Annotated in this window: 25 protein-coding genes; 4 read left to right on the top strand and 21 right to left on the bottom strand. The window is 43.2% G+C overall.

The features are described 5' to 3' along the window. Positions 1-75: 75 nt before the first annotated feature. The 8 genes from MHH58_RS03120 to nrdI form a co-directional block, all read right to left on the bottom strand. On the bottom strand, positions 76-891 hold the full coding sequence (locus MHH58_RS03120; protein ID WP_115883811.1) for an iron ABC transporter ATP-binding protein: 816 nt from the start codon (positions 889-891) through the stop codon (positions 76-78). Next, positions 888-1,841, bottom strand: a complete 954-nt coding sequence (locus tag MHH58_RS03115) for an iron chelate uptake ABC transporter family permease subunit (protein ID WP_135096186.1) — start codon at positions 1,839-1,841, stop codon at positions 888-890. The genes MHH58_RS03120 and MHH58_RS03115 overlap by 4 nt, the downstream gene beginning before the upstream one ends. After that, positions 1,834-2,799, bottom strand: coding sequence for an ABC transporter permease (locus tag MHH58_RS03110; RefSeq protein WP_341345015.1), 966 nt, complete (start codon positions 2,797-2,799; stop codon positions 1,834-1,836). Before MHH58_RS03110 ends, MHH58_RS03115 begins: the two co-directional genes overlap by 8 nt. Before the next feature lie 146 nt (positions 2,800-2,945). Further along, positions 2,946-3,617 (bottom strand): SDR family NAD(P)-dependent oxidoreductase, encoded by a 672-nt coding sequence (locus MHH58_RS03105; RefSeq protein ID WP_135096190.1) that lies wholly within the window; start codon positions 3,615-3,617, stop codon positions 2,946-2,948. A gap of 49 nt (positions 3,618-3,666) precedes the next feature. Then, positions 3,667-4,083, bottom strand: coding sequence for a FixH family protein (locus MHH58_RS03100; RefSeq protein WP_228063371.1), 417 nt, complete (start codon positions 4,081-4,083; stop codon positions 3,667-3,669). Between the two features lie 375 nt (positions 4,084-4,458). Further along, a complete protein-coding gene (nrdF, locus tag MHH58_RS03095) occupies positions 4,459-5,427 on the bottom strand; it encodes a class 1b ribonucleoside-diphosphate reductase subunit beta (RefSeq protein WP_115883807.1) in 969 nt (322 codons plus the stop codon). A gap of 13 nt (positions 5,428-5,440) precedes the next feature. Next, complete coding sequence (gene nrdE, locus MHH58_RS03090; protein WP_135096192.1) at positions 5,441-7,546, bottom strand: class 1b ribonucleoside-diphosphate reductase subunit alpha; 2,106 nt, start codon at positions 7,544-7,546, stop codon at positions 5,441-5,443. Continuing rightward, positions 7,530-7,925 carry a class Ib ribonucleoside-diphosphate reductase assembly flavoprotein NrdI gene (gene nrdI / locus MHH58_RS03085; protein ID WP_135096194.1) on the bottom strand — a complete coding sequence of 132 codons (396 nt, stop codon included), beginning with the start codon at positions 7,923-7,925 and terminating at the stop codon, positions 7,530-7,532. The genes nrdE and nrdI overlap by 17 nt, the downstream gene beginning before the upstream one ends. A gap of 367 nt (positions 7,926-8,292) precedes the next feature. Here nrdI and MHH58_RS03080 point away from each other — a divergent pair, with 367 nt between their 5' ends. Continuing rightward, positions 8,293-9,177, top strand: a complete 885-nt coding sequence (locus MHH58_RS03080) for a DMT family transporter (protein ID WP_135096196.1) — start codon at positions 8,293-8,295, stop codon at positions 9,175-9,177. Positions 9,178-9,523: 346 nt separating this feature from the next. On the opposite strand, the gene recQ is transcribed toward MHH58_RS03080, so the two are convergent. The 6 genes from recQ to MHH58_RS03050 form a co-directional block, all read right to left on the bottom strand. Further along, positions 9,524-11,308, bottom strand: a complete 1,785-nt coding sequence (gene recQ / locus MHH58_RS03075) for a DNA helicase RecQ (RefSeq protein ID WP_341345014.1) — start codon at positions 11,306-11,308, stop codon at positions 9,524-9,526. Positions 11,309-11,483: 175 nt separating this feature from the next. Continuing rightward, positions 11,484-12,431, bottom strand: a complete 948-nt coding sequence (locus MHH58_RS03070) for a hypothetical protein (protein ID WP_135096200.1) — start codon at positions 12,429-12,431, stop codon at positions 11,484-11,486. Between the two features lies 1 nt (position 12,432). Then, entirely contained in the window at positions 12,433-12,690 is a 258-nt protein-coding gene (locus MHH58_RS03065) for a hypothetical protein (protein WP_341345013.1), read from the bottom strand. A 13-nt stretch (positions 12,691-12,703) separates the two neighbouring features. Then, complete coding sequence (locus MHH58_RS03060; protein ID WP_115883800.1) at positions 12,704-12,910, bottom strand: hypothetical protein; 207 nt, start codon at positions 12,908-12,910, stop codon at positions 12,704-12,706. A gap of 8 nt (positions 12,911-12,918) precedes the next feature. After that, entirely contained in the window at positions 12,919-14,598 is a 1,680-nt protein-coding gene (gene pabB / locus MHH58_RS03055; protein ID WP_341345012.1) for an aminodeoxychorismate synthase component I, read from the bottom strand. Continuing rightward, positions 14,576-15,178, bottom strand: a complete 603-nt coding sequence (locus MHH58_RS03050) for an anthranilate synthase component II (RefSeq protein WP_209307404.1) — start codon at positions 15,176-15,178, stop codon at positions 14,576-14,578. The genes pabB and MHH58_RS03050 overlap by 23 nt, the downstream gene beginning before the upstream one ends. 154 nt (positions 15,179-15,332) lie before the next feature. On the opposite strand from MHH58_RS03050, the gene MHH58_RS03045 reads away from it, so the two are divergent. Both MHH58_RS03045 and MHH58_RS03040 read left to right on the top strand, forming a co-directional pair. After that, complete coding sequence (locus tag MHH58_RS03045) at positions 15,333-16,517, top strand: MFS transporter (RefSeq protein WP_135096210.1); 1,185 nt, start codon at positions 15,333-15,335, stop codon at positions 16,515-16,517. 89 nt (positions 16,518-16,606) lie between these two features. Continuing rightward, positions 16,607-16,867: a GlsB/YeaQ/YmgE family stress response membrane protein gene (locus MHH58_RS03040; RefSeq protein WP_135096212.1), complete on the top strand. Its 261-nt coding sequence runs from the start codon at positions 16,607-16,609 to the stop codon at positions 16,865-16,867. Between the two features lie 127 nt (positions 16,868-16,994). On the opposite strand, the gene MHH58_RS03035 is transcribed toward MHH58_RS03040, so the two are convergent. Beyond that, positions 16,995-17,153: a hypothetical protein gene (locus MHH58_RS03035; protein ID WP_341345011.1), complete on the bottom strand. Its 159-nt coding sequence runs from the start codon at positions 17,151-17,153 to the stop codon at positions 16,995-16,997. Between the two features lie 151 nt (positions 17,154-17,304). Between MHH58_RS03035 and MHH58_RS03030 the strand changes: the two genes are divergently transcribed. After that, positions 17,305-18,552 (top strand): amidohydrolase family protein, encoded by a 1,248-nt coding sequence (locus MHH58_RS03030; protein WP_341345010.1) that lies wholly within the window; start codon positions 17,305-17,307, stop codon positions 18,550-18,552. A gap of 44 nt (positions 18,553-18,596) precedes the next feature. Here MHH58_RS03030 and MHH58_RS03025 read toward each other — a convergent pair whose 3' ends face one another. From MHH58_RS03025 to MHH58_RS03000, 6 genes are all read right to left on the bottom strand, one after another. Further along, positions 18,597-19,739 (bottom strand): 5-methyltetrahydropteroyltriglutamate--homocysteine S-methyltransferase, encoded by a 1,143-nt coding sequence (locus MHH58_RS03025; RefSeq protein WP_341345009.1) that lies wholly within the window; start codon positions 19,737-19,739, stop codon positions 18,597-18,599. 89 nt (positions 19,740-19,828) lie between these two features. Next, a complete protein-coding gene (locus MHH58_RS03020; protein WP_341345008.1) occupies positions 19,829-20,269 on the bottom strand; it encodes an ASCH domain-containing protein in 441 nt (146 codons plus the stop codon). Between the two features lie 15 nt (positions 20,270-20,284). Next, positions 20,285-20,548: a type II toxin-antitoxin system RelE family toxin gene (locus MHH58_RS03015; RefSeq protein WP_341345007.1), complete on the bottom strand. Its 264-nt coding sequence runs from the start codon at positions 20,546-20,548 to the stop codon at positions 20,285-20,287. Then, entirely contained in the window at positions 20,549-20,773 is a 225-nt protein-coding gene (gene relB / locus MHH58_RS03010; protein ID WP_135096224.1) for a type II toxin-antitoxin system RelB family antitoxin, read from the bottom strand. Between the two features lie 66 nt (positions 20,774-20,839). Next, positions 20,840-22,570, bottom strand: coding sequence for an ABC transporter ATP-binding protein (locus MHH58_RS03005; RefSeq protein WP_341345006.1), 1,731 nt, complete (start codon positions 22,568-22,570; stop codon positions 20,840-20,842). Further along, entirely contained in the window at positions 22,567-24,303 is a 1,737-nt protein-coding gene (locus MHH58_RS03000; protein WP_341345005.1) for an ABC transporter ATP-binding protein, read from the bottom strand. Before MHH58_RS03000 ends, MHH58_RS03005 begins: the two co-directional genes overlap by 4 nt. Positions 24,304-24,448: the final 145 nt, after the last annotated feature.

Genomic DNA, 24,448 nt, shown 5'->3' with positions numbered 1-24,448 from the left:
CCCACTAAAAAAATACTGCGCTACTTACTGAACACATTCGAATGCCGGAACCTCACCTCCTTTAATGCCGGCAGTTTAAGCGTTGCCGATTAAGTAGTTTGCTGCGAGTTCTGTTGAATCTCCTTCGATAACACCATCGAAGTAGAAACAAATTCTGTGTCCGCAAATTGATTCTATATTTATTTCCATTTCATAGATGCCTTCAAGAACTTCTTTCGTAATTACTTCGTTCGCTGTACCGCTGACTGCGATTTTACCGTCTTTCAAGGCAACGATATTATCCGAGTAGCATGAGGCAAAGTTAATATCGTGAATAACGATTATTATCGTTTTGTTTTTGTCGCGGCACAATCTGCGTAAAATCTGCATAATCTGTACCGAATGTTTCATATCCAGATTATTCAGAGGTTCATCTAGGAAGATATATTCCGTATCCTGTGCAATAGTCATTGCGATATACGCACGCTGGCGCTGACCGCCTGACAGTTCATCTATATAGCGTTCTTCAAATTCCTTCAGTCCCATATAGCTGATTGCTTCATCGATGATTTCTTCATCCTGATCAGTCAGTCTGCCTTTTGAATACGGGAAACGCCCGAAAGAAATTAATTCTCTCACTGTAATTTTCAGTTCGAGATGATTCGCCTGTTTTAAAATCGTGATTTTCTTTGCGAGTTCACCATGCGGCTGGGTAAAAATATTATCGCCTTCAAGCAAAACTTCTCCGCTATTTTTATCGAGTAAACGTGTGATCATTGAAATGACTGTACTTTTACCGGCGCCGTTTGGTCCGATAAGTGAAGTAATCTTACCTTTCTCTATATCAATTGAGACGTCATCTACGACAGTTTTACTGCCGTATTTCTTAGTGATTCCCTTGACACTAATCATGTACGATTCCTCCTAAGCATTAAGTAAATGAAATAAATTCCACCTACTAAATTAATAATAACACTTAATTCAATGTTATTCCCGAATACGAACTGAACGACCATCTGACCGATAACCAGCGTAATAATGCTGACCAGTGCTGTGCCGACTATCAGATAGGAATGCCTGAATGTTTTTAAAAGCTCGTGCGCCAGGTTGACAACGAGCAGCCCGAGAAACATTATCGGTCCGACGAGCGCTGTCGATACCGACACAAGTATCGCTACAATAATTAAAAGAGCCGATACTTTACGGTCGTAATTAATCCCGAGGTTTAAAGCATGGTCACGGCCTAGGGACAGGACGTCCAGCGCATGAAAGTCTTTAAAGACGAAGATCAGCATAACGATAACGATAATTCCAGTAATTCCGAGCAGTGATTCATCGATTGCGTTAAATGAACCGAACAGGGTTCCCTGCAGGATTGAGAAATCTTCCGGACTGATTAAAATCTGCATGAAAGTCGATAAATTCCCGAAGAAGGTACCGAGTATAATACCGATTAAGAGCAGCAGGAAGATGTTATTTTTCGTTACTTTAAACAGAAATTTAAAAACGAATAGTGTAAACAGTACGAGTATGCCCATACTTAAAAAGTAGTTGTACTGAGAGTTTAACAAGAGCGGCGAGCTCACGCCCGCTAAAAATACAATAGCTGTCTGAATGAAGGTATAAACCGAATCCAGCCCCATAATTGACGGTGTTAAAATTCTGTTTTTAACAATCGTCTGGAAAATCACTGTTGAAACGGCGATTGCCACCGCTACAATAATAATAGCAAGTATCCGCTTCAGCCTCGACGGCAGCTGATAAAAATAAATATCCGGATTCAATCCGTAAAACGTATAAAATGCGAGCAGGCCGACTGATAACAAGGCCAGCAGCAGAATTACTTTAGTGTTCTTATGCATGCTTAACCCTCCTGAAGATGAGGATTAAGAATATTGCACTGCCGATTGTCGCAATCATCAGACCGACTGAAATTTCATACGGCGCAATAATAACACGGCCGAGAATATCGCAGATCATGACGAAGATTGCACCGGTCACTGCTGTAATAGTGAGCGTGCCCTTCAGATGATCTCCCCGGAATATCGACACGATATTCGGAACGATCAATCCGAGGAACGGAAGCATACCGACTGAAACAACAACAATCGCCGTCATTGCAGCAGTTAAAAACAGCCCGATGTTAACGATAAGCTTATAGTTCATTCCGAGGTTCGTCGAAAAATCTTCTCCCATACCTGCCACTGTAAACTGGGCAGCGTACAGAAAGACGACGATAAAGAGCGGAATACTGATGTAGAGTATTTCATATTTTCCTGATATCAGCGTAGAGAAACTGCCGTGCATCCAGCCGGAAATAGCCTGAAGCATGTCCGCCCGGAGCGCAAGAAATGTAGAGACACTCGCGACAACACCGCCGAGCATCATCCCGATAAGCGGAACAAATATAACGTCTTTAAATTTAATGCGGGTAATGATGCTCATGAACAGCATCGTTCCAAGCAGTGCCAGTGCAACCGCAAAAAACAATCTGCCCATCATGCTGATCGCCGGGAAAAATATTAACCCGAGTAAAATACCAAGCTGTGCCCATTCTGTCGTTCCTGCTGTCGTTGGAGATACAAACTTATTGCGTGTCAGCTGCTGCATCACGAGCCCGCATACTGCGAGTGATGCACCCGCAATGATGATTGACACGGTCCGCGGCATGCGGCTATGTATAAGTATAGACATCTGGTTATCAGATAAACTGAAGATGTCCGATATATGAATTTGGCTGACTCCGACAAACATAGAGATTATTGATAAAACGATCAGTAGGAAAATTAAAATATCTATTCTAAACAACTTTTGTATCATGGCTTCCCACCTTAATTGAAAATGATTATCATTGATAACCATACATGCATTATACACCGGCCTATTTTACAATTCAAACTCTTTCTGCATAAGAATTGCTTATTATAAAAATAAGCCGCCCGGGAGGCGGCTTAACTCTTTAAAATTTAACTGATAATAATAGTTTCCCCGGTTGGTATATCTTTATCGTGATCTAAAATTGCTTTAATTTTTTTAATTGCTTTGTGATTCGCACGTTCTTCTTCTGTTGTTTTATATGTCGGGCGGTAGCTGAGTGCATAGACGTCAACATCCTCGCGGCGCAGCTCTACCGATGTAGAATGCGTCAGCGCTTCAATCGCCCCTGTGACCGTGTAATATAAGTTGCGTTCGAAAACTTCTTCAAATGCCGGCTCTATCACGTTAATAATTTTAGCGTCATTTTCCACTTTTAATAAGGGACGAAGGGTCCGGATTCCAAGGTACGTTCCCCACACATGTTCGTACATCACATCGCTGAATTCATTAAAACTGACGTTGTACACCGTTTTATCATCGGTAAAAATTGAGTGTACTAAAATAATACCGTTCAGCGATTCGTAGTTTTCTTCAATTTCATCTACGATATCCAGCCAGTCAATTTCCTTGGACTGTTCCAGCAGTACAATTTTGTGCTGGCCCGGTGTATCCTCAAGCGAAGCGTACACTTCTTCCAATTCACTATACTCTAATCCCGCCAGTATAATATTCGCATTATGCTGAGCCAATTCCAGCGCAGTTTCTCTGCCGAGCGAAGTCGCTGCACCTGACACGATATAAGTTTTACTTGTTAAATCCATAATATCCTCCTAGAATTGCCCGTAGTATTATTACTATAATAATACACTATTACTCAACAGTCACGGATTCTTCAGGCATCGTGTGGAGCTGGTAAGCATCGACGTGTGCGATAACACTGTATTCGCCCGGTTCGTCAAACGTATACTCAAGCACGTACTCACCGTTCTCACTGTGATCCACTTCAATCATTTCCAGAGATTCTTCACCCGATAAAATTTCAAACATCACCTGGTCAGCATCTGTCACATCTTCTTCATTTGAAGTAACGTGAGCAGTAAATTCAGCGGCTTCTCCTGATTGAATGCTTTCCGGAGTCTGCAAATCAACTTCAAGTGATCTGATCTCGTCGCTTGAAGGGTTGTCATGGTCCATGTCGCCATGATCGTGTTCTTCTTCTCCCGAGCAGGCTGCAAGCGTTAATCCTGCAAGCAGCATAACTGATAAAACACCTGATTTAATTTTCATATATGTATCCCCATTTCTATAATTCTCTCACATCTTATCATACATTACTTGATGATAACTTTAAATTCCATATCATGACATTTTTATGACCAGGCTGGGGTGGGCTGTGTAAATTCTTTCTCGCTTTTTTGGCGCTGGGATACACATGAGAGACTTTCATGCCAACGCATCGAGTCTTGTGTATACATGAACGCCCGTCAGGCCAACGTATCGAGCCTTGCGTATACATGAATCCCCGTCAGGCCAACGCATCGAGCCTTGCGTATACATGAGCGCCTGTCATGCCAACCCAGTTGAGACTCTCCAAACAAACAGCCGGCTGTGGATAAAACAAAAAACGCTCCCCTTGTAAGTTAAGAGGAGCGTCTTAATCTATTAATCGTTAAAGATAAAGTCTTCATCACGGAGCGGTTCTACATTCAAAGCGAGAACGTAGCCGTCGCCTTTAACACTGAAGAAGTCGTGGTTTTTCGTCGTCGTATCGAGAGCGTTCTCGATAATCGGGTTGAATCCTTTTTCTTCAAAGTAAGGATCGAAGCCTAAGTTCGCAAGCGATTTGTTCGCATTGTACTGAAGATAATTCAATACATCGTCAGTCAGACCGAGTTTGTCATACAGACTCTTAGTATAAATTACTTCGTTCTCATAAAGTTCATCGAGTAATTTGTACATTTCTTTGTCCGCACGTTCCTGCTCTTCAGCAGTAAGCTCGCCTTTCATTTCCTGAGCGTCAAGTCCTGTGAAGACACCGTGAATCGATTCGTCGAGCAGAATCTTACGGATAATTTCACCGCTCGTCGTCATACGGCCGTTCCCCGCTAAGTATAGCGGGTAGTAGAATCCTGAATAGAACAGGAACGACTCAAGGAAGACCGATGATACACGCGCCATGTACCTGTCGTAGGCTGACGGGTTTTTATCGAGTAATTTATAGTAGTTTGTAACAATTTTGTCCGCTTTATATTTTAACTGTTCATTATTCATTACCCAGTTATCGAGCAGGTCGTCTGTCTCTTTAGTCGGCAGCAGCGTCGTAAAGATATGAGAATATGATTTCGCGTGAACCTGCTCCATCATACCCATAAATGAATATACTGCTTTTTTGCGCAGATCCGGAGTATGCAGCATAATCAACGGCATGCCGTCATCTGCCTGGTGTGTATCCAGTCCTGTTAAACCTGCCAGCACCTTTTTAAAAGTATCTTTTTCATCTTCGGACAAGCCTGCCCATGATGCTAAATCTTTCGACACTTTAAACTCTGTCTCGACCCACATCTGTGAGATATTTTGGCGCCAGAAGACATTCGTCATGTCATCTTCTTTATTCCAGTTAACTGCAATCATTGTTTAGTCTCCTTTATACTGCACAGCTCGTACATTCTTCGACACTGAGTAATTTATTTCTCGTGTAATACAGTGATTTCAATCCTTTGTGATGTGCATAGATATAATATTTCGCAAGCTCTCTCGTAGAGATATCCGAGTTTACGTAAAGAATCGTGCTGATTCCCTGGTCAATATGCTGCTGAATTGTTGCAATCATATCGATTAGTTTCATCTGGTCTGTATTGAACGCACTCTTGTAGTACCACATTGTCTCTTTAGACAGGAATGGCATCGGGTAGAATGTTTCAGAGTTGCCGTAAGTTCTGCGTTCGATCATATCGACAATCGGCATTACCGAACTCGTTGCATTTTGCACGTAAGAGATACTTTGTGTCGGTGCAATAGCAAGACGGTAAGCATGATAAAGACCGTTTTCTTCAACTTTCTGCCCAAGCTCCGCCCAGTCTTCTTTAGTCGGAATATGGATGTGTTCGAATAATTCTGCAACCTTATCCGACTCAGGTGTAATATCTTCTTTAATATAACGCTCGAAGTATTTTCCTGTCGCGTAGTCTGAACGTTCGAAGTCTTTAAATGTGACGCCGCGTTCTTTTGCGATTTCCATAGATTTTTCAATCGAGTGGAAGTTCAGCATCATAAAGAAGATGTTTGCAAAGTCTCTTGCTTCAGATGATTCGTACGCAATTTTATTTTTAGCGAGATAGCCGTGAAGGTTCATTGCACCAAGACCTACAGAGTGCAGTTCATCGTTTGCTTTCTTAACGCCCGGTGCGTTTGCGATCGATGTATCGTCACTTACCAGTGTCAGTGCCTCGATACCTTCATGCACAGTTTCTTTCACCTTGCCGGAATCCATTACGTTCGCAATGTTCATGGAACCAAGGTTACATGAAATATCGCGTTTGATAACGTCTTCTGTGCCGTAGTCGTTAATTTCAGATGTTTCCTGCAGCTGGAAGATTTCAGTACATAAGTTACTGATTTTAATCTGTCCGATATCGCCGAGAGGATGCACTTTGTTCGCATTGTCTTTGAACATTAAGTACGGGTAGCCCGACTGCAGCTGCGTTTGAGCAATCGTGTTTAACATGTCACGCGCATCATACTCGCGTTTTTTAACGTTGTCATTCGCAACAAGCTGGTCGTACATTTCGTCCATGTCCATATCGTCAAGAGCCATACCATATTCGCGTTCCACAGTGTGCGGAGCGAACAGGCTGAACGGTTTGTTGTCGCGTGCCAGTTCAAAGAACTTCGACGGTACAACAAGCCCTGTTGAAATTGTCGACAGACGGATGTCTTCATCCGCGTTTACTTTCTTAGTGTCGAGGAACTCAGGAAGGTCATAGTGGAAGATGTTTAAGTAAACAGCTCCCGCACCCGGACGCTGACCGAGCTGGTCTGCGTAGCTGAATCCGCCTTCCAGTGATTTCGCTACAGGCAGAACTCCTTTAGCTACACCTTCGATACCTTTAATTGCTTCGCCGCGTGCGCGCAGTTTTGATAAGTTAATCGCAACACCGCCGCCGATTTTACTTAATTGTTTGGCAGTTGAGTCGATATAGTTAATCGAGTTCAGTGAATCATCAACTTCGAGCAGGAAACATGATACCATTTCACCGCGACGTGCACGGCCTGCGTTTAAGAAGGTCGGAGTTGCCGGCTGATAACGCTGTTCCATCATCGATGTGATAAAACGCTTGGCAGTTTCAATATTGCCTTTTGCAAGGTACAGACTGACAATCACAACGTGCTGTCTGTAATCTTCCAGGTACTGTTTTTTATCGTTCGTTTTTAAAGTGTAATCTTTAAAGAACTTGCTCGCTGCCATGTAGCTTTTGAATTTGAACTCAATAGCATCTGCATGATCGATAATATCCTGAAGAGCCGTTTCGCTGTACTCTTTGAATAAATCGTAATAGAAATCGTTGTCCACGAGGTAATGCAGCCTTTCTAATTCCGAGTCAAAATGGATAGTCTTCGCTTCGACTTCCTCCATGAATACCTCAAGTGCCTCAAGGTCTTTCTCCAGTTTGTAAAACCCTGTTTCGTCGCGCTGCGTGACTTCGTTATTCAGTTCAACGTGGTTGTAAGTTTTTTCATCTAATACTTTCATGCAATTCCCCTGCCCTTTCTAATTCAACTATAAATTGTGCGCGCTCCTCCGGTGTGCCGTGAAGTTCAAACTTCATCAGGAGCGGTACGCTGTAATCGCTGCTTATATACTCGCCCGCCCTGGCAAAGTTCTGACCCCAGTTCCGGTTGCCGCTAGATGCGACTGCGACTAGATTATAAGAGTTTACTTTTAAAAATTCCTTAACAGTATCAGGCACAGCTCCGAAACCGTATGTCGGTGTAACTAAAATATAAGACTGATCGATTTTATCTCTGACATTGGCGGCTGTTATTTGATATAATTCATAGGTGTCCGGAATGTCCATACTATTTAAGAAACGACGGATATTACCTGTCATTGAATAATAAGCAATAATCACTTTGTCATCTCCTTTCGAGCATAACACAAACAGAACGTATGTTCTATGCGATGTTTGTTTCCATTACTCGCTTTTTACTTGCTTTCTATGCTGATACCACTACATATTGTGGTCGAAACATTTTACAGACACAATATATGTGCTTGAACATGTTCTATAATCTCATATTAAACTGCCATTAGCAATGTAAAAAACTGCCTTCTCTAAAAATTTCACGCTAAATAAATGGAGATAAAACGCCGGAAGTCACGGTGGATAAGTGATGGCAAGAATGAATTTTTTTCATAAAAAATATAACGAAATTTTTATCCTTTTTATTTGTTGAAATTCCTGAAATTATCGTACAAAACAAGTTGGAGTGTTGTTAATGAATAATGTTGTAAAAGGTATCATCGCACTGATTATTTCTTCTCTCGGATTTAGTCTGATGTCCCTTTTTGTAAAATATTCCGGAGATCTGCCTACAGTGCAAAAAACTTTCTTCAGAAATTTCATCTCGATGCTGATCGCGCTCGCGCTCGTTCTCTACTACAGAGAGAGCCTGTTCGGAAAACGGGAAAACCAGGGCTGGCTGCTGCTGCGTTCCGCGCTCGGCCTGGTCGGTGTGCTGTTAAATTTCTTCACTATCGACCGGATGGTTCTGAGCGATGCAGATATCTTAAATAAACTCAGTCCGTTCTTCACTATAATACTTTGCGCCATATTTTTAAAAGAATACATACGGAGATTCCAGCTGATTTCAATCATCATCGCGCTGGTCGGGGCAATCTTTATTATTAAACCGTCATTCTCGAGCGATACAATGTTTGCGCTCATCGGGGTGCTCGGCGCAATATTCGCAGCCGGAGCTTATACGGTGCTCCGGATTTTAGGCAGCCGGGAAAAGTTCTATACAGTAGTATTTTACTTTTCATTCTTCTCGACTGTCGCTCTCCTGCCGTTCTTTATCTACCAGTTTGAACCGATGACGATGAACCAGTTCTGGATGCTTATTCTGTCAGGAGTTTTCGCAGCTGTCGGCCAGTTTGGCCTGACGATTGCATACAGCTTCGCACCGGCGAAAGAGATATCTATCTTCTTCTATTCAACGATACTGTTTACTGCACTGTTCAGTATTATCGTCTTTAATGAAGTACCGGATATGCTGTCAATTCTCGGCTATATTATTATTTTCGCGGCAAGCTACTATATGTATATGAAAAACCGTCCCAAAAAACTAAAGGTCACCGGCAAGAAAAACAGAGCATCTTGATTGGAATAATTAGTGAAGTCCCCGGTTCAATATGAGCCGGGGGCTTTTTGTGCGGGCGTCGTCGTTAGGGCCAACGACGACGTTCAAAACGGTCTGGATGTCGTCGCTCAAATGAACCACGACGTTCAACGCCGTCTATACGTCTTCGCCGGAAAAACGACGACGTTCAAAGCGGTCTGGATGTTGTCGTTCAAATGAACCACGACGTTCAACGTCATCTATACGTCTTCGCCAGAAAAACCACGACGTTCAAGTTCTATTAAACTGAATACAGCCGGCAATTCACCGGTCCATCCTCAAATAAAAATGCCGGGACCTAATGTCCCGGCTTAGAAAGCCCCTTCATCTATATGCTTTTCTTGCCGCCGTGCTGCTGGATTTCTTCCAAAAAGTACGGGCAGTAGTGTTTCAACTTGTAGTTGCCGACACCCTGAATATGCATCATATCCTGTTTAGTCTGCGGCATTTTTTTCGCGAATTCTTTCAGTATCTGATCGGTAAATATCGCATCTTCATCCAGCTTATACTTATCTGCGAGCCCTTTACGGGTATCGAGCAGTTTATCGTATAAAATTTCGTTTGGCGATGAGTCCGTCGAAACGTCGACTCTTTCGTTGTAATGTTTCCGGTACGGCACTGTGTACAGTTTCACTTTACGGTCGAGAATATCAAAGCTCTTTTCAACGAGATACATTTTATGGCCGGCATAATGTACATAACCGCGCATGATAAGCTCCCCGACAAGATGGTTTACCTCGCTCGTGCGGTATGAGTCCAGTACACCGAAGCTTTCTTGCGAATCGAGACCCCGCGCCATGATATTATCTGCACTTTCGCCGCGGAGAACCTGAATCACGAGTTCTTTCGACAGCTGGCCGTCGGCATCCCGAATCAGCTCCAGTATAAGACGGGCTTCTGTCGTCATCGGTTCGGTGCGTTCATCCGACAGACAGCTCGAACACTGGCCGCACGCTTCAACGTATTCGTTGCGGTTAAAGTATTTAACGATAAAACTGCTCAGGCATTTACTCGTTTTATTATACTGCAGCATGAGGTCCAGTTTTTCACGCATATGATCTTTATACTGGTCAGAAGCAGTCGCCCGGTCGATAAAGAACTGCTGCAAATTCACATCGCGCTGCGTCGACAGCAGTATACAGTCACTCGGGAGCCCGTCGCGTCCTGCACGTCCGATTTCCTGGTAGTAGCTCTCAAGGTCGCCCGGTAAGTTAAAGTGAATAATGTAGCGGATATCCGGCTTATCAATCCCCATACCAAAAGCGTTCGTCGCGATAACAATTTTCACTTCATCGGACACGAATTTCTGCTGGTTGTCATTTCTTTCTTTTTTGCCGAGTCCGCCGTGGTAAATTACATTTTCAATTTTATTATCACTCAAATAAGTCGACAGCTTTTCGACTTCAGCCCGTGTTGATACGTAAATAATACCCGATTTCCCGGGTCTTTCCTGTATATAAGATAAAATAAACTGTTCGCGCTGATAAGTGCCGTTTACCGACAGTTTTAAGTTCTCACGTTTTACACTTGTCTTAAAGACCGCATTGTTTTTAATATTGAGCAGTTCCTGAATGTTTTCTTCAACTTCTTCAGTTGCTGTCGCTGTTACCGCAATAATCTGCACGTCAGGCAGCAGTAACTTTAGCTCAGGGATAATACTCTGATAGCTTGGTCTGAAGTCATGTCCCCATTTTGAGATACAGTGAGCCTCATCAAAGGCAACAAACGGTATTTCTGCATGGCGGACAGCTGTTTTAAACGCTTCATTATTAAAACGCTCCGGCGCGACATATAAAAACTGCAGTTCTCCGCGCACGAGGCGGCCCATGACATCATTTAAATCCCGCTTTGACATCGTGGAGTTAATACATTCGGCGCTGATGCCGCGGCGTTTCAGCGAATCCACCTGATCCTGCATTAAAGAGATCAGCGGTGAAATAACAAGCGTCGTGCCTTCGAACATCAGACCCGGAATCTGATAGCACAACGATTTCCCCGACCCTGTCGGTAAAATGCCGAGCGCATTGCGTCCTGCTAAAATGTTTTCGATAATTTCCTGCTGGCCGTATCTGAATTTTTCATACCCAAAATATTTTTTTAAGATGGCTTCCATAAAATATCATTCCTACATTTATGTATGTCGTTCTTATATAATTTATCTGCTATATTATACATTATTTTGCTTAAAGTTTGTTGCATTTTGCGTTAATAATTCTAGTAAAAAAATCTCCTGCTGCATTCCACCGGAAAGTGACTGCATTAACAGGAGATTTTAAATAAATATTTTTTTACATTTTCTCTTTGACGAGTTCTTTGGAGATTTTATAATCGATAGCTTTAAAGAGACTGTTCACCCATAAGTAATGTCCATAAGCTTCCGCGTGCGCGTCGCTTGCATCGATTGCTTTAAATTTAATTTTAGAACCGCGGCGTTTTTGCCCGAGTTTGTGCATATGATAGCTTGGAATCGTTCCGATATGCGTTAATTCGGTCTCTGCGCTAAAATCATTCAGCGCAATCGTCGGCAGATTGTTTTCCAGATACACTCCGCCGAGCACTCCCGGATTGACACAGTCAGTGCCCGCAAAGTCAATTTCCTGGCCTTCGACCGACAGCTGAATACGGTTTTCTTCTTTGGTTACCGTGTATTCGCGTTCTTCGAGTTTCTCGTATACTTCATCCGGCACATCCGGACGCTTGACGATATGATAAGTATCGGATAAATAAACTTCGACAAGAGAATAGACGCCGATACCCCAGCTGACTTTCCGCTTGTTGCTCATCATATGGAAAATCTCATCATGCAGTGCTGTATAGTTGCGGCGCATAATGATTTCGTCTCCCGATTTCAGCACATTTGATTTCTCAACAGCAATACCGCCGGCAATCGCAAGATACAGTCTATTGCCGCGTGTCGATTCCTGAAATGATAAAACGTCACCGCGGTCCACGTGGTAAATACGGTTCGGCTGAATGTCATCTTCGCTGACTCTGCCGTTAAAATCCCCGCCTGAATAAGCGATAATCGTCGGTTCGGTAAACTGAATGACCGCAGGCTGCCCCGACATTTCAAGCGTCGGTTCATGGACGTCATTGCCGACCAGCTTATTTGCCAGCATCGGCGACAAACTATCAACCGCTCCGTTGTATTCATTATTTTTCTGGTCGTTATCAGTATGTTTGTCAACGGTCTGCAGAATCGTTAACAGGCCGCCTTCCTGTATAATTAAGCTCATCTTATTTACCTCCGCTTACACTGTCAAGCACAGGTTCTACTATGGAAATGATATAGGATGCCGGTTCAATTGTATTTTCATTTTCCATTACTACAACCGGATCATAGTAAAAACTGACTGTGTTTTTTGTAAATGTCACTTCCCCGATGTAGGGGTTGTCGATGCGCAGTCCATTCTTGTCGTACTGCGCTTTAATATTTTTAATTACTGATGCATCTTCCTGATAGGTAATTATTTTATCTCCGTTTGCAAAAATCATGAGTCCACTCCTCTTATCGGTAAAAGAATTCCAGTTCGCCGGCAACGTATTCCGTAAAGCTGCCCATAGCGATGCCAAAAACAATGATTGCCAGAATGACACCGGCGAAACCGATTGTGATTCCGACGATCTTAACGTCATTTCTAAATAGGTACGTGACGATAAAGTGCGTCAGTACAACGATTGCAACAATAAGTAATATTAAAATTAATGTAAACATAAGCCACCTCATTCCGCGAGTGTGATTGCCACCCATTCCCGCGCACTGTTTATCATGAATAAGTCAATTTTCCCTGAATCGTACTTATGACAGAGAGTATTCATCGGTATGTTCTGTTCCGTAATTACACCTTCATCAATTAAAGACTGTCTCATCACACCCGGAAGGATGCCCGCGGAGACCGGAGGCGTGTAATACTCTCCAGCTTCTTTAACCACTATACTGCCGATATTAAACTCAGTAATATCTAAGTTATCATTATAATATAAAATGACTTCAGAATCATTTGTTTTCCCGCTGTACTGATGTCTGACCGTCGTTTTATGCGCGATAAAATCCGGCGCGCCCTGAATCGGCGCTGCAGCGAACACTGCTGTCAGCGGCTCGCTGTCAGGGGCGAGAGGCTCGTGGCTGATTTTTAACTGCCCTGCCGCAGAAAGTACTGCCCGGAGTTTAAATGTTCCTCGATCCAGTTTATTTTCTTCTATATAAGCTGCGGTTGCTGCCTTAAAATCAGGCTGTTCAAAATTAAAATGCCTGACACTGCTCTTAAGACGGGCAGCGTGATAATCCAGCCGCTTAACAGTTCCATCTTCAAGCCGCATCGTTTCGATGAGCTCGTACTGTCCCTGCTTCAGAAATGATGTTTTATGCAGTATTTCCTCGAATTCAGAAGAAGCCTTTGAATCGTAGGTAATGCCGCCGCCCGCACCGTATATATAACGGTCTCCGGTAATCGTCAGCGTGCGGATTGGCACGTTGAAGACGCATGAGTTATCCGGATACAGAAGGCCGAGCGCGCCGCAGTAAAAACCGCGCGGTGTCTTCTCTAAGCTCTCAATCAGGCGCATCGTCATCTGTTTCGGCGCGCCGGTGATCGATCCGCAAGGGAACAGCGCATCAAAGGTATCATTTAACGTGATGTCACCCCTGACATCAGCTTCCACCGTTGAAATCATCTGGTAGACTGTCTGATACCTTTCAATCGTAAATAATTCTGCCGCTCTGACCGAATCAGGCTTCGCGATTTTAGATATATCGTTTCTTAAGAGATCCACAATCATAACGTTCTCCGCCTGATCTTTTTTGGAATGTCTTAAAAATTCATAGCTTTTTTTATCTTCTGCCGGATCTTCAAACCTCGGTGCGGTACCTTTCATAGGCTTCGTTAAAATTTTGCGGCCGGCATCCATTTTAAAAAACAGTTCCGGCGACAGGCTGACGATTTTTTTATCATTATAATCGAGATACATCGCATAGTCGCCGTTGTTTTGACTGCTTAATTTTAAAAACAGCTGGTGGCTGTCGCCGGTAAAATCTCCGTACAGACGTGTCGTATAGTTCACCTGATACGTATGACCGTCGAGGATGTAATTCCTGACTTCTTCTATATTATTTTCAATTTCCTCCCGCGTTTCACTGAGACGGGGTGCGCTCATCTGATAACTTTCAGGTTTCCTGCCGTTTAAAAATTCAGCGTACGACACTGTTTTATCGTAAATGCCGATAAAGTACTCGTCTTTTTCATAAGTGACGGCGATGACCGCGTAGTAACCGTCTTTCTGGTACTGCTCCGCTTTATTTAAAGCAGTTTCAAACGGGGTGCTGTTCGTTATGACTGTCACTGGATTTATAAAATACAGGTTTTCAACCGTGCCGTTTTTCTTAAATTTTGTATGTGCTCTCATGACTTTCCTCCACTGCAATTCGTATAAAGTTATTGAGCTGCGCTCTGCCGTGTTCTGACAAGACCGCTTCTGGATGGTACTGGACGCCGAAAATCGGATAGCGTTTGTGCTGAATGGCCATATTAATACCATCTTCAGTGCGGCCGGTAATGTTAAAATCGCTAAGTTCCCCCGAACATGCTAACGAATGATAGCGGCAGCCGGCAAGAGGTGACGGGAGGTCTTTGTACAATCCTTCTTTGTTGTGATATACATCGGAAACATGGCCGTGGACCGGCCGTTCACCGCGTGACACTTCCCCGCCGAACATATGCCACAGCATCTGATGACCGAGACAAATGCCTAAGACAGGCAGCTCTCTGTAATATTTTTCGATAAATTGAAGAACTTCCGGACGGTCTTCAGGATGTGACGGTCCCGGAGAAATAATCAGCCCGATAATATTGAAGTCATCTATTAATTTATCGTTCAGCTGGTCAGGTGTAACTACTTTAATACCCGCCTTGTATGGATTGTTCTCAATGTAATGAACGAGATTATATGTAAATGAATCGTAATTGTCTATCATTAATAAATTCACTGGTCTTCTCCCTGCATGTAATTTATTTAATAATATCATATACAATTCAATTTCAATAACACAATAGGTACAGAGGAGGATGAAAACCGGACGCCTATCATGTAGACTTGAGAGTAAAGAAATAAATATCGTGATTTAGTCAGAAGGGTGATCTATGTCTAAGGGGAAGTCCAGAATCTGGACGAAAGATTTTATTATTATTGTTATAGCGAACTTTTTTATTTTTACATCATTTCAAATGACACTCCCGACACTGCCGCTGTACGTTCAGGAAATCGGTTCAAATGAAACCTGGGTCGGCATCATCGTCGGAATCTTCACTTTCTCAGCACTCTTAATCCGTCCGTTCGGCGGCAAGCTTTTGGATACGACAGGCCGGGCGCCTGTATTTTTAATCGGGCTCGCTATACTCGTCCTGTCGTTGTACTCACTTGCAATCAGTACAACTATATTAATTCTTGTCATCGTGCGGATTGTTCAGGGTGTCGGCTGGGGACTGTCGAATACCGCATCCGGCACTATCGCATCTGACCTGGTGCCGAAAGACCGCCGGGGTGAAGGTCTCGGATTTTTCGGACTGAGCGGTAATCTCGCGCTCGCTATCGGTCCCGCGCTCGGGCTGTTCTTAGTGGACCACATCGAGTTTTCAACACTGTTCATTATTTGCGGCTCGCTCACGCTGATTGCTTTAGTCCTCGCCTTAAATGTGCGCTACGTGAAGCCGGAACCGCTGACGGATTCCGAAATCCAGGAAGATGCCGATACTGCTGAGCGTTTTAATTTCATTGAGAAAAGAGCACTTCCTGCATCCGCACTTTTATTTTTCATTACTTTTACATTCGGGGGCATCGCAACCTTTCTCCCTGCCTATACTTTCCAGCAGGGCTTTCAGTCCCATTATATTCAAATCTATTTCGTACTCTATGCCCTGGCACTCGTTACGACGCGCTTCTTTGCAGGGCGCATCTACGACCGTCGCGGCTTGCCAATCGTCTTTATACCGGGAATCATTTTAATCATTTCAGGACTCACACTGCTCGCCATCCTGAACAGTCCTGTGTATCTGTTTGCCGGCGCGATTCTTTACGGGCTCGGTTTCGGGACAGTTCAGCCAGCTCTGCAGGCCTCTGCCATAAATTCCACACCGATTCGAAAACGCGGTATGGCGAATGCCACTTACTTTTCCGCCTTTGATTTAGGTGTCGGACTCGGTGCTATTACATTCGGGCTCGTTGCGCAATATGCAGACTACAGTTCGATATACTGGATCAGTGCGGGAAGCGGCGTACTGTCCCTGTTACTGTTCTTTATCTTAAAAAGCACCCGGAGAATTATATAAAAATTGGGTCCGGAATGTTTACGTCCTCCTGAAACAGGCAATGTATTCTAGTAGAACATCGCATTTATAAATTTTAGGAGGTAATAAGAATGGGTTGGTTATGGACAATAATAGTAGGCGGAATATTAGGCTGGTTAGCAGGTCTGATTGTAAGTAAAGATATCCCATTTGGTATTATCGGTAATATTTTAGCGGGTATCATCGGTGCTTCAATCGGTAACGCACTCGGCTTAGACATTGGACCTACCATTGGCGGCATGAGCGTAATCGGTACACTCGTCGGAGCAATTATTTTAATTCTTGTTGTATCATTCATATTTGGAATGTTTAAAGGCAACAAAAGAGCATAAGTAAATAATTTAAACTGAAGCGGAATCCTAAGCAGGGATTCCGTTTTTTGTTGCGGTTTTGTCGAGGGTCGGGCTTTTTCATTTCATTATGAGCAAGGTTGCCCGCAAAAACATGAGCTTGCTCATTTTACTCACCATTATGAGCAAGGTCGCCACTAAAAACATGAGCCTGCTCATTCTTCATCCTATTATGAGCAAGGTCGCTCGCTAAAACATGAGCTTGCTCATTTTGACCGCCATTATGAGCAAGGTTGCCCGCAAAAACACGAGCCTGCTCATTTTCCACTCCATTATGAGCAAGATCGCCATCAAAAGCATGAGCTTGCTCATTTCCTCAACCCTGCATCACCTCCGCACCCTCAAACCGTCTACTTCTCCCCATTTTTGCTATAATTGAAATGTATCTTATCATTCATTATCAGTAAGGAGTTTTACACATGAAGAAGTTTATCAACGCAACGATTTATGGTGATCCGGATTCAACTGAAATTCTAGTTGAAGATAAGCAGTTTAAAGCGGTCGGCAGCAATCTCGGAGATGCTGATGAAGTTATCGATCTCGAGGGTAAGCTTGTGCTCCCGCCTTATGTTGACCCCCATCTTCACCTGGATTATATTTTCTCAGGTCTCGGAGAAGGTAACGCCAACGTGTCCGGCACTTTATTTGAAGGAATTCAGCGCTGGAGCGATAACAAAAAGGATTTAACTGAAGATAAAGTACGCGAGAGTGCCTTGAAAGGCATTCAAAAAGAAGTGAGCCACGGTGTACAGTATATTCGTACACATGTCGATGTGACGGATCCAAACTTAACCGGCATGAAAGCTCTGCTTAAATTGCGTGAAGAGTTAAAAGATATCGTGACGCTGCAATTAGTCGCTTTCCCGCAGGAAGGCTTCTTCAGATATAAAGGCGCAGCGGACTTGGTCAGAAAAGCACTTGAAATGGGTGCCGATGTTGTCGGCGGCATTCCTCATTTTGAAATTTCATACGAGCACGGTGTAGAGTCTTTAAAACAGATTGTGGATCTTGCGCTCGAGTTCGATGTCATGATTGATATTCACTGTGACGAAAATGATGATCCGAACAGCCGCTTCTTAGAAGTGCTGAACGCCCTCGTGATGGAAAAAGATTACGGCAAGAAAACAACAGCGAGCCACACGACGAGTTTCGGTGCGGCTGAAGCAAGTTACGCAAACAAGATGATGGGCTTATTTAAAGAGTCCAAAATTAACTTTATTTCCTGCCCGACAGAGAACGCACACCTGCAGGGGCGCGGAGATGTTTATCCGAAACGGCGCGGTTTAACCCGCGTTAAAGAACTGCTTGAGAACGGCAATAACGTTGCTTTTGCCCAGGACTCTATTGCGGATTACTGGTATCCGCTCGGCAACGGCAATATGATGAACATTCTCGATAACGGCATTCATCTGGCACATTACACGCATATCGATGAGATCAAGCAGGCCCTCAACCTTATTACGACGAATGGCGCGAAGGTGATGAACATAGGAGATTACGGCATCAAGGCAGGCAATTCAGCGAACTTTATTGTGCTGGACGCAGCCGATGCTTACGAAGCAGTACGCGAGCGTGCAGAAGTCCTCGCTTCGGTTAAAAACGGCGACTACTTATTCAAACGGGAAGTCCGCAAAAATGAAATCGAAGTCGATTTTCTAAGCAAATAAAATAAACGCTGTATGGAGTCAAGCTCCATACAGCGTTTTTTACTTTATGCTCCCCAAACTTCGTCGGAGATTTCTTTTACCAGCTGAAGTTTTGCCCACTGCTCTTCTTCAGTCAGATTATTACCTTCTTCAGTTGAAGCAAATCCGCATTGCGGGCTGAGACATAATCTGTCCTTATCGATGTACTTCGCCGCTTCTTCGATGCGCGCCTTAATATCTTCTTTATCTTCAAGTTCAGGCACTTTCGATGAAATCAGCCCAAGTACAACTTGTTTGTCGCCGCTCACTTTGCTAAGCGATTCAAAGCCGCCGGCACGTTCTGTATCAAACTCGAGATAATAGCCTGCAACATTTTCTTTGCCGAAGAGCTCATCTGACACTTTGTCGTATGCACCTGATGATGCCCAGGTTGAACGGTAGTTGCCGCGGCAGACGTGTGTTGTAATTGTCAGTCCTTCAGGCTTTCCTTCAATCGCGCTGTTATTCAGTTCAACGTATTGTTCGCTAAGTGATTCAATCGTCAGATCGTCGGTTCTGTCTTTCCAGAAATTCTCATCGACAATCATGCCCCATGTGCAGTCATCCAGCTGCAGATTCGTACAGCCCGCTTCGTGCAGCTCTTTAATGAAGGTGCGGTAAGCCGCTGCAATATCCTGAAGCAGCTCTCCTTCATCCGGATAAATTTCTTCTGTCGCCGCTTTAATTTCCGGACGTGTCAGCTCTCTTAAAAACTGTGCAGGTGCCGGAATCGTCTGGCGTGCAATAACGTCTCCATCTGCAAACTGATTAACAAATTTAAAATGTTCGATAAACGGATGATTCTCTCCGCTGATTTTTCCTGTCAGGCGTGCTGTTTCAGCTCTCGTTTCGACAGCAACAAAGTTATAGCCATTCTCAACATCAGATTTTTCAACGCCGTTAAGTCCCCAGAAGAAATCGAGATGCCACCACGAACGGCGGAATTCTCCATCTGTAATTGCCTGTAAGCCGATATCTTTCTGTTTTTGAACTAATTCTTTAATCGCTTCGTTTTCAACTGAAGTCAGTTCATCCTGTGAAATGCTGCCATTTTTAAAATCCTCGCGTGCTGCTTTTAATTTAGCGGGACGTAAAAAACTCCCGACGTTATCAAATTTAAAAGGTGCTGTTTTTACTGCTACTGGTGACATAGCTGACCACTCCTTCATTTCTTTAATATAATTGTATAGTAGCACGGGTTCGCTGCAATAGCATTAACGTTTAAATTCATGGTCGGCTATAACTTTTAACTATATCCTTACACATATATACGTTTAAACTCTTCAACGACAATTTTTTCGTCCTCGTTAAATTCGAGACCCATTTCAGGATACAGCCAGCCAAAGAAATCAAGGTGTGCCTGTCTCCAATACGATAAAGACCGATCGCCTTCGCCTTCTTTATAAGCGATTTCTTCGCCAGCATCTTTAAAAACGATTGTATACATTTTCGTACATTCGATAATACATTTCGGAGTATCATCTGCACCAAGTACGATACTTAATTCTCCAGCTTTAGGGAGACTCTCATTCTCTAACTCGTACTCTTTTAAGCTGCTGCATGTTAAAGTTTTCTTTCCTGAAATGACGAGTTCTGCAAGTTCATCCGGATCGGCTCCGAACTGCCATGCTGTGTAACTCTTCTCTTTGTATTTCGGATATTCATTAATAAATTCTTTCCAGTATTGTTGTGTTGGCATTTTCATCCTCCATTGTCAGTAAATGTCTTTTCTATGCCCTACATCAATCGTAAGCACAACAAGCTCATCATCATTAATTGAAACAATCACACGATATTTGCCTATTCTATACCTCCAGTAATCTCTAAGGTTTCCTTTAAGCGCCTTACCAAACTGTCTTGGTTCAGGAGAATTTTCTATATTTTTTTCTAGCCACTTAATAATTATTTTTCTATCGTTGGCATCAAGTTTTTTCAGCGTTTTTAAAACTTTTTTATTGAATAATAATTTATACTTCATCTAATAACCAAATTCTTTTTTAACGTCTTCAAGACTGATTACTTCCTCGTTATCTTCAGACCATTCTTTATATGCTTTATCCGCTGAATTCACATCATATATGTCTTCCAGTTCTTCAATAGTGTAATTTTTAACAACTTCAGTAATACTTTTACCAAGAAAGTTTGCCATGTACCTTAAGAATTCATTTTCCTCTTCAGTTACTCTAATAGTAATAGTTGGCATTGAGTTACCTCCTCTTAAATATATTTCTAAAATTATTGTATTACATTTGTAAGACGACAGCAATTATTATCCTATCTGCATTTCATACATTCTGCTGTAAGTTTGACCTAACTCTATTAATTCCTGATGATTGCCCTGCTCTTTAATTTCACCGTTTTCTAAGAGTATAATTTGGTCTGCATGCTGTATTGTCGACAGCCTGTGCGCAATGATAAAGGTCGTACGGTCTTTTGATACAACACTCATTGCATACTGGATCAGCTGCTCTGTTTCCGAATCGATATTACTCGTCGCCTCATCCAGCACGAGCACTTTTGGATTAAAGGCGAGTGCCCGGGCAAATGAGATCAGCTGTCTTTCACCTAAAGAAAGCGTCGCGCCCCGCTCTGTGAGCTCGGAATGAACACCGTCAGGAAGACGCGTCATAAGCGCCCCCGCCCCGACATCTTCAAGGGCTTTAATTACTTCCTCTTCCGATATATTTTCATTGTTCAGCCTTACGTTATAGAGCAGTGTTCCGCTGTATATAAACGGATCCTGCAGCACGATCGACATAAACTGTCTTAAACTTTGTTTATCGATTTGCTTCGTATCGGACTCATCGAAGTAAATCGCACCTTCACTCGGGTCGTAAAACCGCATTAAAAGATTAATAATCGAACTTTTACCCGAGCCGGTATGACCGACCAGAGCCACCGTTTCACCTTCGGCCGCATCGATATTAATATTTTTTAAGACATCTCTTTTGCCGTCATATGAAAAATTCACGTTGCGAAATGAAATCTTGCCGTTGAACTCCTGCAGCAGCTGACCTTCTTTCTTTTCAGGCTCACTCTCCAGCATTTCAAAGACTTTATTTGCCGCTACACGCGCCTGCTCAAAAATACTCAACTGACCGATAATATTAAACAGCGGATTAAAGAAGCGGGTAATGTAGTCGACAAGCAGGTACATCAGACCGACCGTCAGCGCCCCGGTGTCTCCGAGAAAAGTGCTTGCAAAAATATATACGAGTATGGCGAAAACCAGCGAACGGATAGAGTTTGCCAGATTTTCTCCAGACAGGCTTTCCAGTTTGACGAGTCCGCTCGCACTGTCGTAATACTCATCGTTAATTTTTTCGAACTCGCTTCTGACCTGTTCTTCACGGTTAAAAACTTGAATAATCGGCATGCCGTTAATCGATTCATTTATCATCGCGTTCATATCGCTGTTTCTTTCCCGTTTAATATGATTATTCTCATTGGAATATTTCTTATAGAGCACACTCCAGATAATAATGACCGGAATGAACAGAAGCATGACAACACCTGTCCAGAAGTGGACATAAAAGACAATCGCCGTAATACTGAAGATAGTTAAAATGCTCACCATAAACATCGGAATGACCGAAGCAAACAGCTGCAGTATCGATTCTGTATCATTTGTAATTCTCGCAACAACTTTACCTGCCGGCAGATTATCAAAATACCGTATCGGCAGCTGCTGAACGTGTTTAAACACATCGAGCCGCATTTTTTGAACAGCTCTTGTTCCGGCAGAAATTAAGACAATCTGAGCATAGTAGCTCGCAACCGCATGCATCATTTTTATCGTTAAAAATAAGGCAACTAAATATAAAATCGGGCGTATTAAAATGTTCCCTTCACCGAGTTTAATATGGTTATCGATAATTGCCGCTGCAATCAGCGGGCCGGCGAGTTCAAAGCCGACCATGCAAATCATTAAAAGTATGCCGCCTGTGAACATTCCTTTGTACTGCTTAATATAAGGCAGCAGCTTTAGCATTTCCTTCATTCCGGCTCACCTCCTTTAAGAAAATAATCATTCTGTTTTGAATACCAGCCGCTCACCTGAGACAGCTCTCTGTGGGTACCTGATTCAACAATTCTGCCGTCTTCCAGTACGATAATTTTATCGGCATGATGCACTGCTGATAAACGGTGCGTAATAATAATTGTCGTTTTGTCTTCACGGGTGTTTTTAATATGGCCGATAATTCTCTGTTCAGTTCGTGCATCGACAGCACTTAAGGCATCATCAAGTATGAGAATATCCGGTTTTCTGATCAGGCTCCTCGCAATTGAGATGCGCTGCTTCTGGCCGCCGCTTAACGACACCCCTTTTTCCCCGACGAGCGTATCGAGACCTTCCGGCATGCGCTTCAGATCTTCATCAAAAGCACTCAAACGGATCGCTTCCATCATTTCCTCTTCGGTTGCATCCGGTTTACCGAACATAATGTTCTCTCTGACAGTGCGCGAAAACAGAATGTTTTCCTGAGAAACATAGCCGAGCTTGTCTCGCAATTTTTTGCGGTCGAGCTGTGAAATATTCACACCGTCGATAATTAAATCTCCGGTGCCTTCCGGATATATTTTTAACAGCTGCTTGATAAAGGTCGACTTGCCGCTGCCGGTCTTGCCGACTACGCCGAGTGTCTCGCCTTTGTTCAGCTCGAGTGTAATGTTCTCAAGGCTGTTGCGGGTTCCTGTCGGATATTTAAAAGTTACTTCGTTAAAGTTGAAGTTTGTATCATGCACTGTATCCCTGCCGCTGTCTTCCAAATCATCAGTTTCGTCGAGTACATTTTGAATACGGTCGTAAGATGCATTGCCGCGCTCCATAATATTAAATAGCATACCGAGAGCAAACATCGGCCAAATCAGCATGTTTAAGTAAACGTTAAATGTAATGAGTTCGCCGACAGTAATCACACCGTTATTGACGAGCACTGCACCGTAGCTGAACGATATCGCAATACTTGTTGATACGACGATAATCGTCAGCGGCTGAAAGAAGGCGTCGAGTTTTTCCACTTTCATAAATCTCTTCAAGTAGTTCTCAGTCAAGTTATGGAATCTTTTGTTTTCAGCATCTTCCTGCACATAACTGCGGGTCAGCCTGACCCCTTCAACCACTTCCAGGACCGCGTCATTCATAACGCCGAAAGCTTCCTGGGAAGATTTATGACGCTTGTTGATCATCTTACCGAGACGGGACTCAATAATTGCAAGCAGAGGCAGCGGCAGCAGCGCAAAAAATGTCAGCTGCCAGCTGATCGTAATGCCCATAACCAAGACAATTGTCAGTAAAAAGGTCGTTGAGTCGAGCAGTGTAATAATCCCGAATCCTGTTGCCATGTTCACTGTTCGAAGATCGTTCGTTGCTTTTGCCATTAAATCACCGGTTTTGCTTTTTTCATAAAAACTCGGCGACAGCAGCAGAAATTTACGCATCAGACGGCTGCGTAAGATAGATTCGATTTTAATTGCCCCTTCAAAGAGCAGGTAGCCCCACCAGTAACTGACAATATAAGCTCCAACAATTACCGCTGCAAAAATCAGAAGAATATTGCGCGTCATTCCCTTGGTCAGTTCACCGTTATTGATTAAATCGATAGTCCGGCCGATCAGCTGCGGCGGAATGATATCGAGGACGTTCGCAATTAGTAAAAATAAGACAATCAATGCATAACGTTTTTTGTTCGAGAGAATATACCAGCTGATTTTCCTGATGTAATTAAGCATAATTCATTTTACCCCCAAATTTCCCTTTGAATTATTTCGCTGTGATGGTGTTTATCCTCTCAGAAAAAGCGCAAAAAAAGCGCGCACTATTAATGTGCACGCTTAAAAATTGCATAAAAATAGAGAGGACATGCCTCTCCATTTT

The sequence above is a fragment of the Jeotgalicoccus sp. FSL K6-3177 genome (assembly GCF_038050175.1).
Lineage (GTDB): Bacteria > Bacillota > Bacilli > Staphylococcales > Salinicoccaceae > Jeotgalicoccus > Jeotgalicoccus nanhaiensis.
Note: the sequence above shows the minus strand (reverse complement) of the source record. Positions and strands in the feature narration are given on the sequence as shown.

Coding starts and splice junctions, on each gene's coding strand:
- MHH58_RS03120 (WP_115883811.1), bottom strand. CDS start 891: ATGATTAGTGTCAAGGGAATCACTAAGAAATACGGCAGTAAAACTGTC.
- MHH58_RS03115 (WP_135096186.1), bottom strand. CDS start 1,841: ATGCATAAGAACACTAAAGTAATTCTGCTGCTGGCCTTGTTATCAGTC.
- MHH58_RS03110 (WP_341345015.1), bottom strand. CDS start 2,799: ATGATACAAAAGTTGTTTAGAATAGATATTTTAATTTTCCTACTGATC.
- MHH58_RS03105 (WP_135096190.1), bottom strand. CDS start 3,617: ATGGATTTAACAAGTAAAACTTATATCGTGTCAGGTGCAGCGACTTCG.
- MHH58_RS03100 (WP_228063371.1), bottom strand. CDS start 4,083: ATGAAAATTAAATCAGGTGTTTTATCAGTTATGCTGCTTGCAGGATTA.
- nrdF (WP_115883807.1), bottom strand. CDS start 5,427: ATGATTGCAGTTAACTGGAATAAAGAAGATGACATGACGAATGTCTTC.
- nrdE (WP_135096192.1), bottom strand. CDS start 7,546: ATGAAAGTATTAGATGAAAAAACTTACAACCACGTTGAACTGAATAAC.
- MHH58_RS03080 (WP_135096196.1), top strand. CDS start 8,293: ATGAATAATGTTGTAAAAGGTATCATCGCACTGATTATTTCTTCTCTC.
- recQ (WP_341345014.1), bottom strand. CDS start 11,308: ATGGAAGCCATCTTAAAAAAATATTTTGGGTATGAAAAATTCAGATAC.
- MHH58_RS03070 (WP_135096200.1), bottom strand. CDS start 12,431: ATGAGCTTAATTATACAGGAAGGCGGCCTGTTAACGATTCTGCAGACC.
- MHH58_RS03065 (WP_341345013.1), bottom strand. CDS start 12,690: ATGATTTTTGCAAACGGAGATAAAATAATTACCTATCAGGAAGATGCA.
- MHH58_RS03060 (WP_115883800.1), bottom strand. CDS start 12,910: ATGTTTACATTAATTTTAATATTACTTATTGTTGCAATCGTTGTACTG.
- pabB (WP_341345012.1), bottom strand. CDS start 14,598: ATGAGAGCACATACAAAATTTAAGAAAAACGGCACGGTTGAAAACCTG.
- MHH58_RS03045 (WP_135096210.1), top strand. CDS start 15,333: ATGTCTAAGGGGAAGTCCAGAATCTGGACGAAAGATTTTATTATTATT.
- MHH58_RS03040 (WP_135096212.1), top strand. CDS start 16,607: ATGGGTTGGTTATGGACAATAATAGTAGGCGGAATATTAGGCTGGTTA.
- MHH58_RS03030 (WP_341345010.1), top strand. CDS start 17,305: ATGAAGAAGTTTATCAACGCAACGATTTATGGTGATCCGGATTCAACT.
- MHH58_RS03025 (WP_341345009.1), bottom strand. CDS start 19,739: ATGAAGGAGTGGTCAGCTATGTCACCAGTAGCAGTAAAAACAGCACCT.
- MHH58_RS03020 (WP_341345008.1), bottom strand. CDS start 20,269: ATGCCAACACAACAATACTGGAAAGAATTTATTAATGAATATCCGAAA.
- MHH58_RS03015 (WP_341345007.1), bottom strand. CDS start 20,548: ATGAAGTATAAATTATTATTCAATAAAAAAGTTTTAAAAACGCTGAAA.
- relB (WP_135096224.1), bottom strand. CDS start 20,773: ATGCCAACTATTACTATTAGAGTAACTGAAGAGGAAAATGAATTCTTA.
- MHH58_RS03005 (WP_341345006.1), bottom strand. CDS start 22,570: ATGAAGGAAATGCTAAAGCTGCTGCCTTATATTAAGCAGTACAAAGGA.
- MHH58_RS03000 (WP_341345005.1), bottom strand. CDS start 24,303: ATGCTTAATTACATCAGGAAAATCAGCTGGTATATTCTCTCGAACAAA.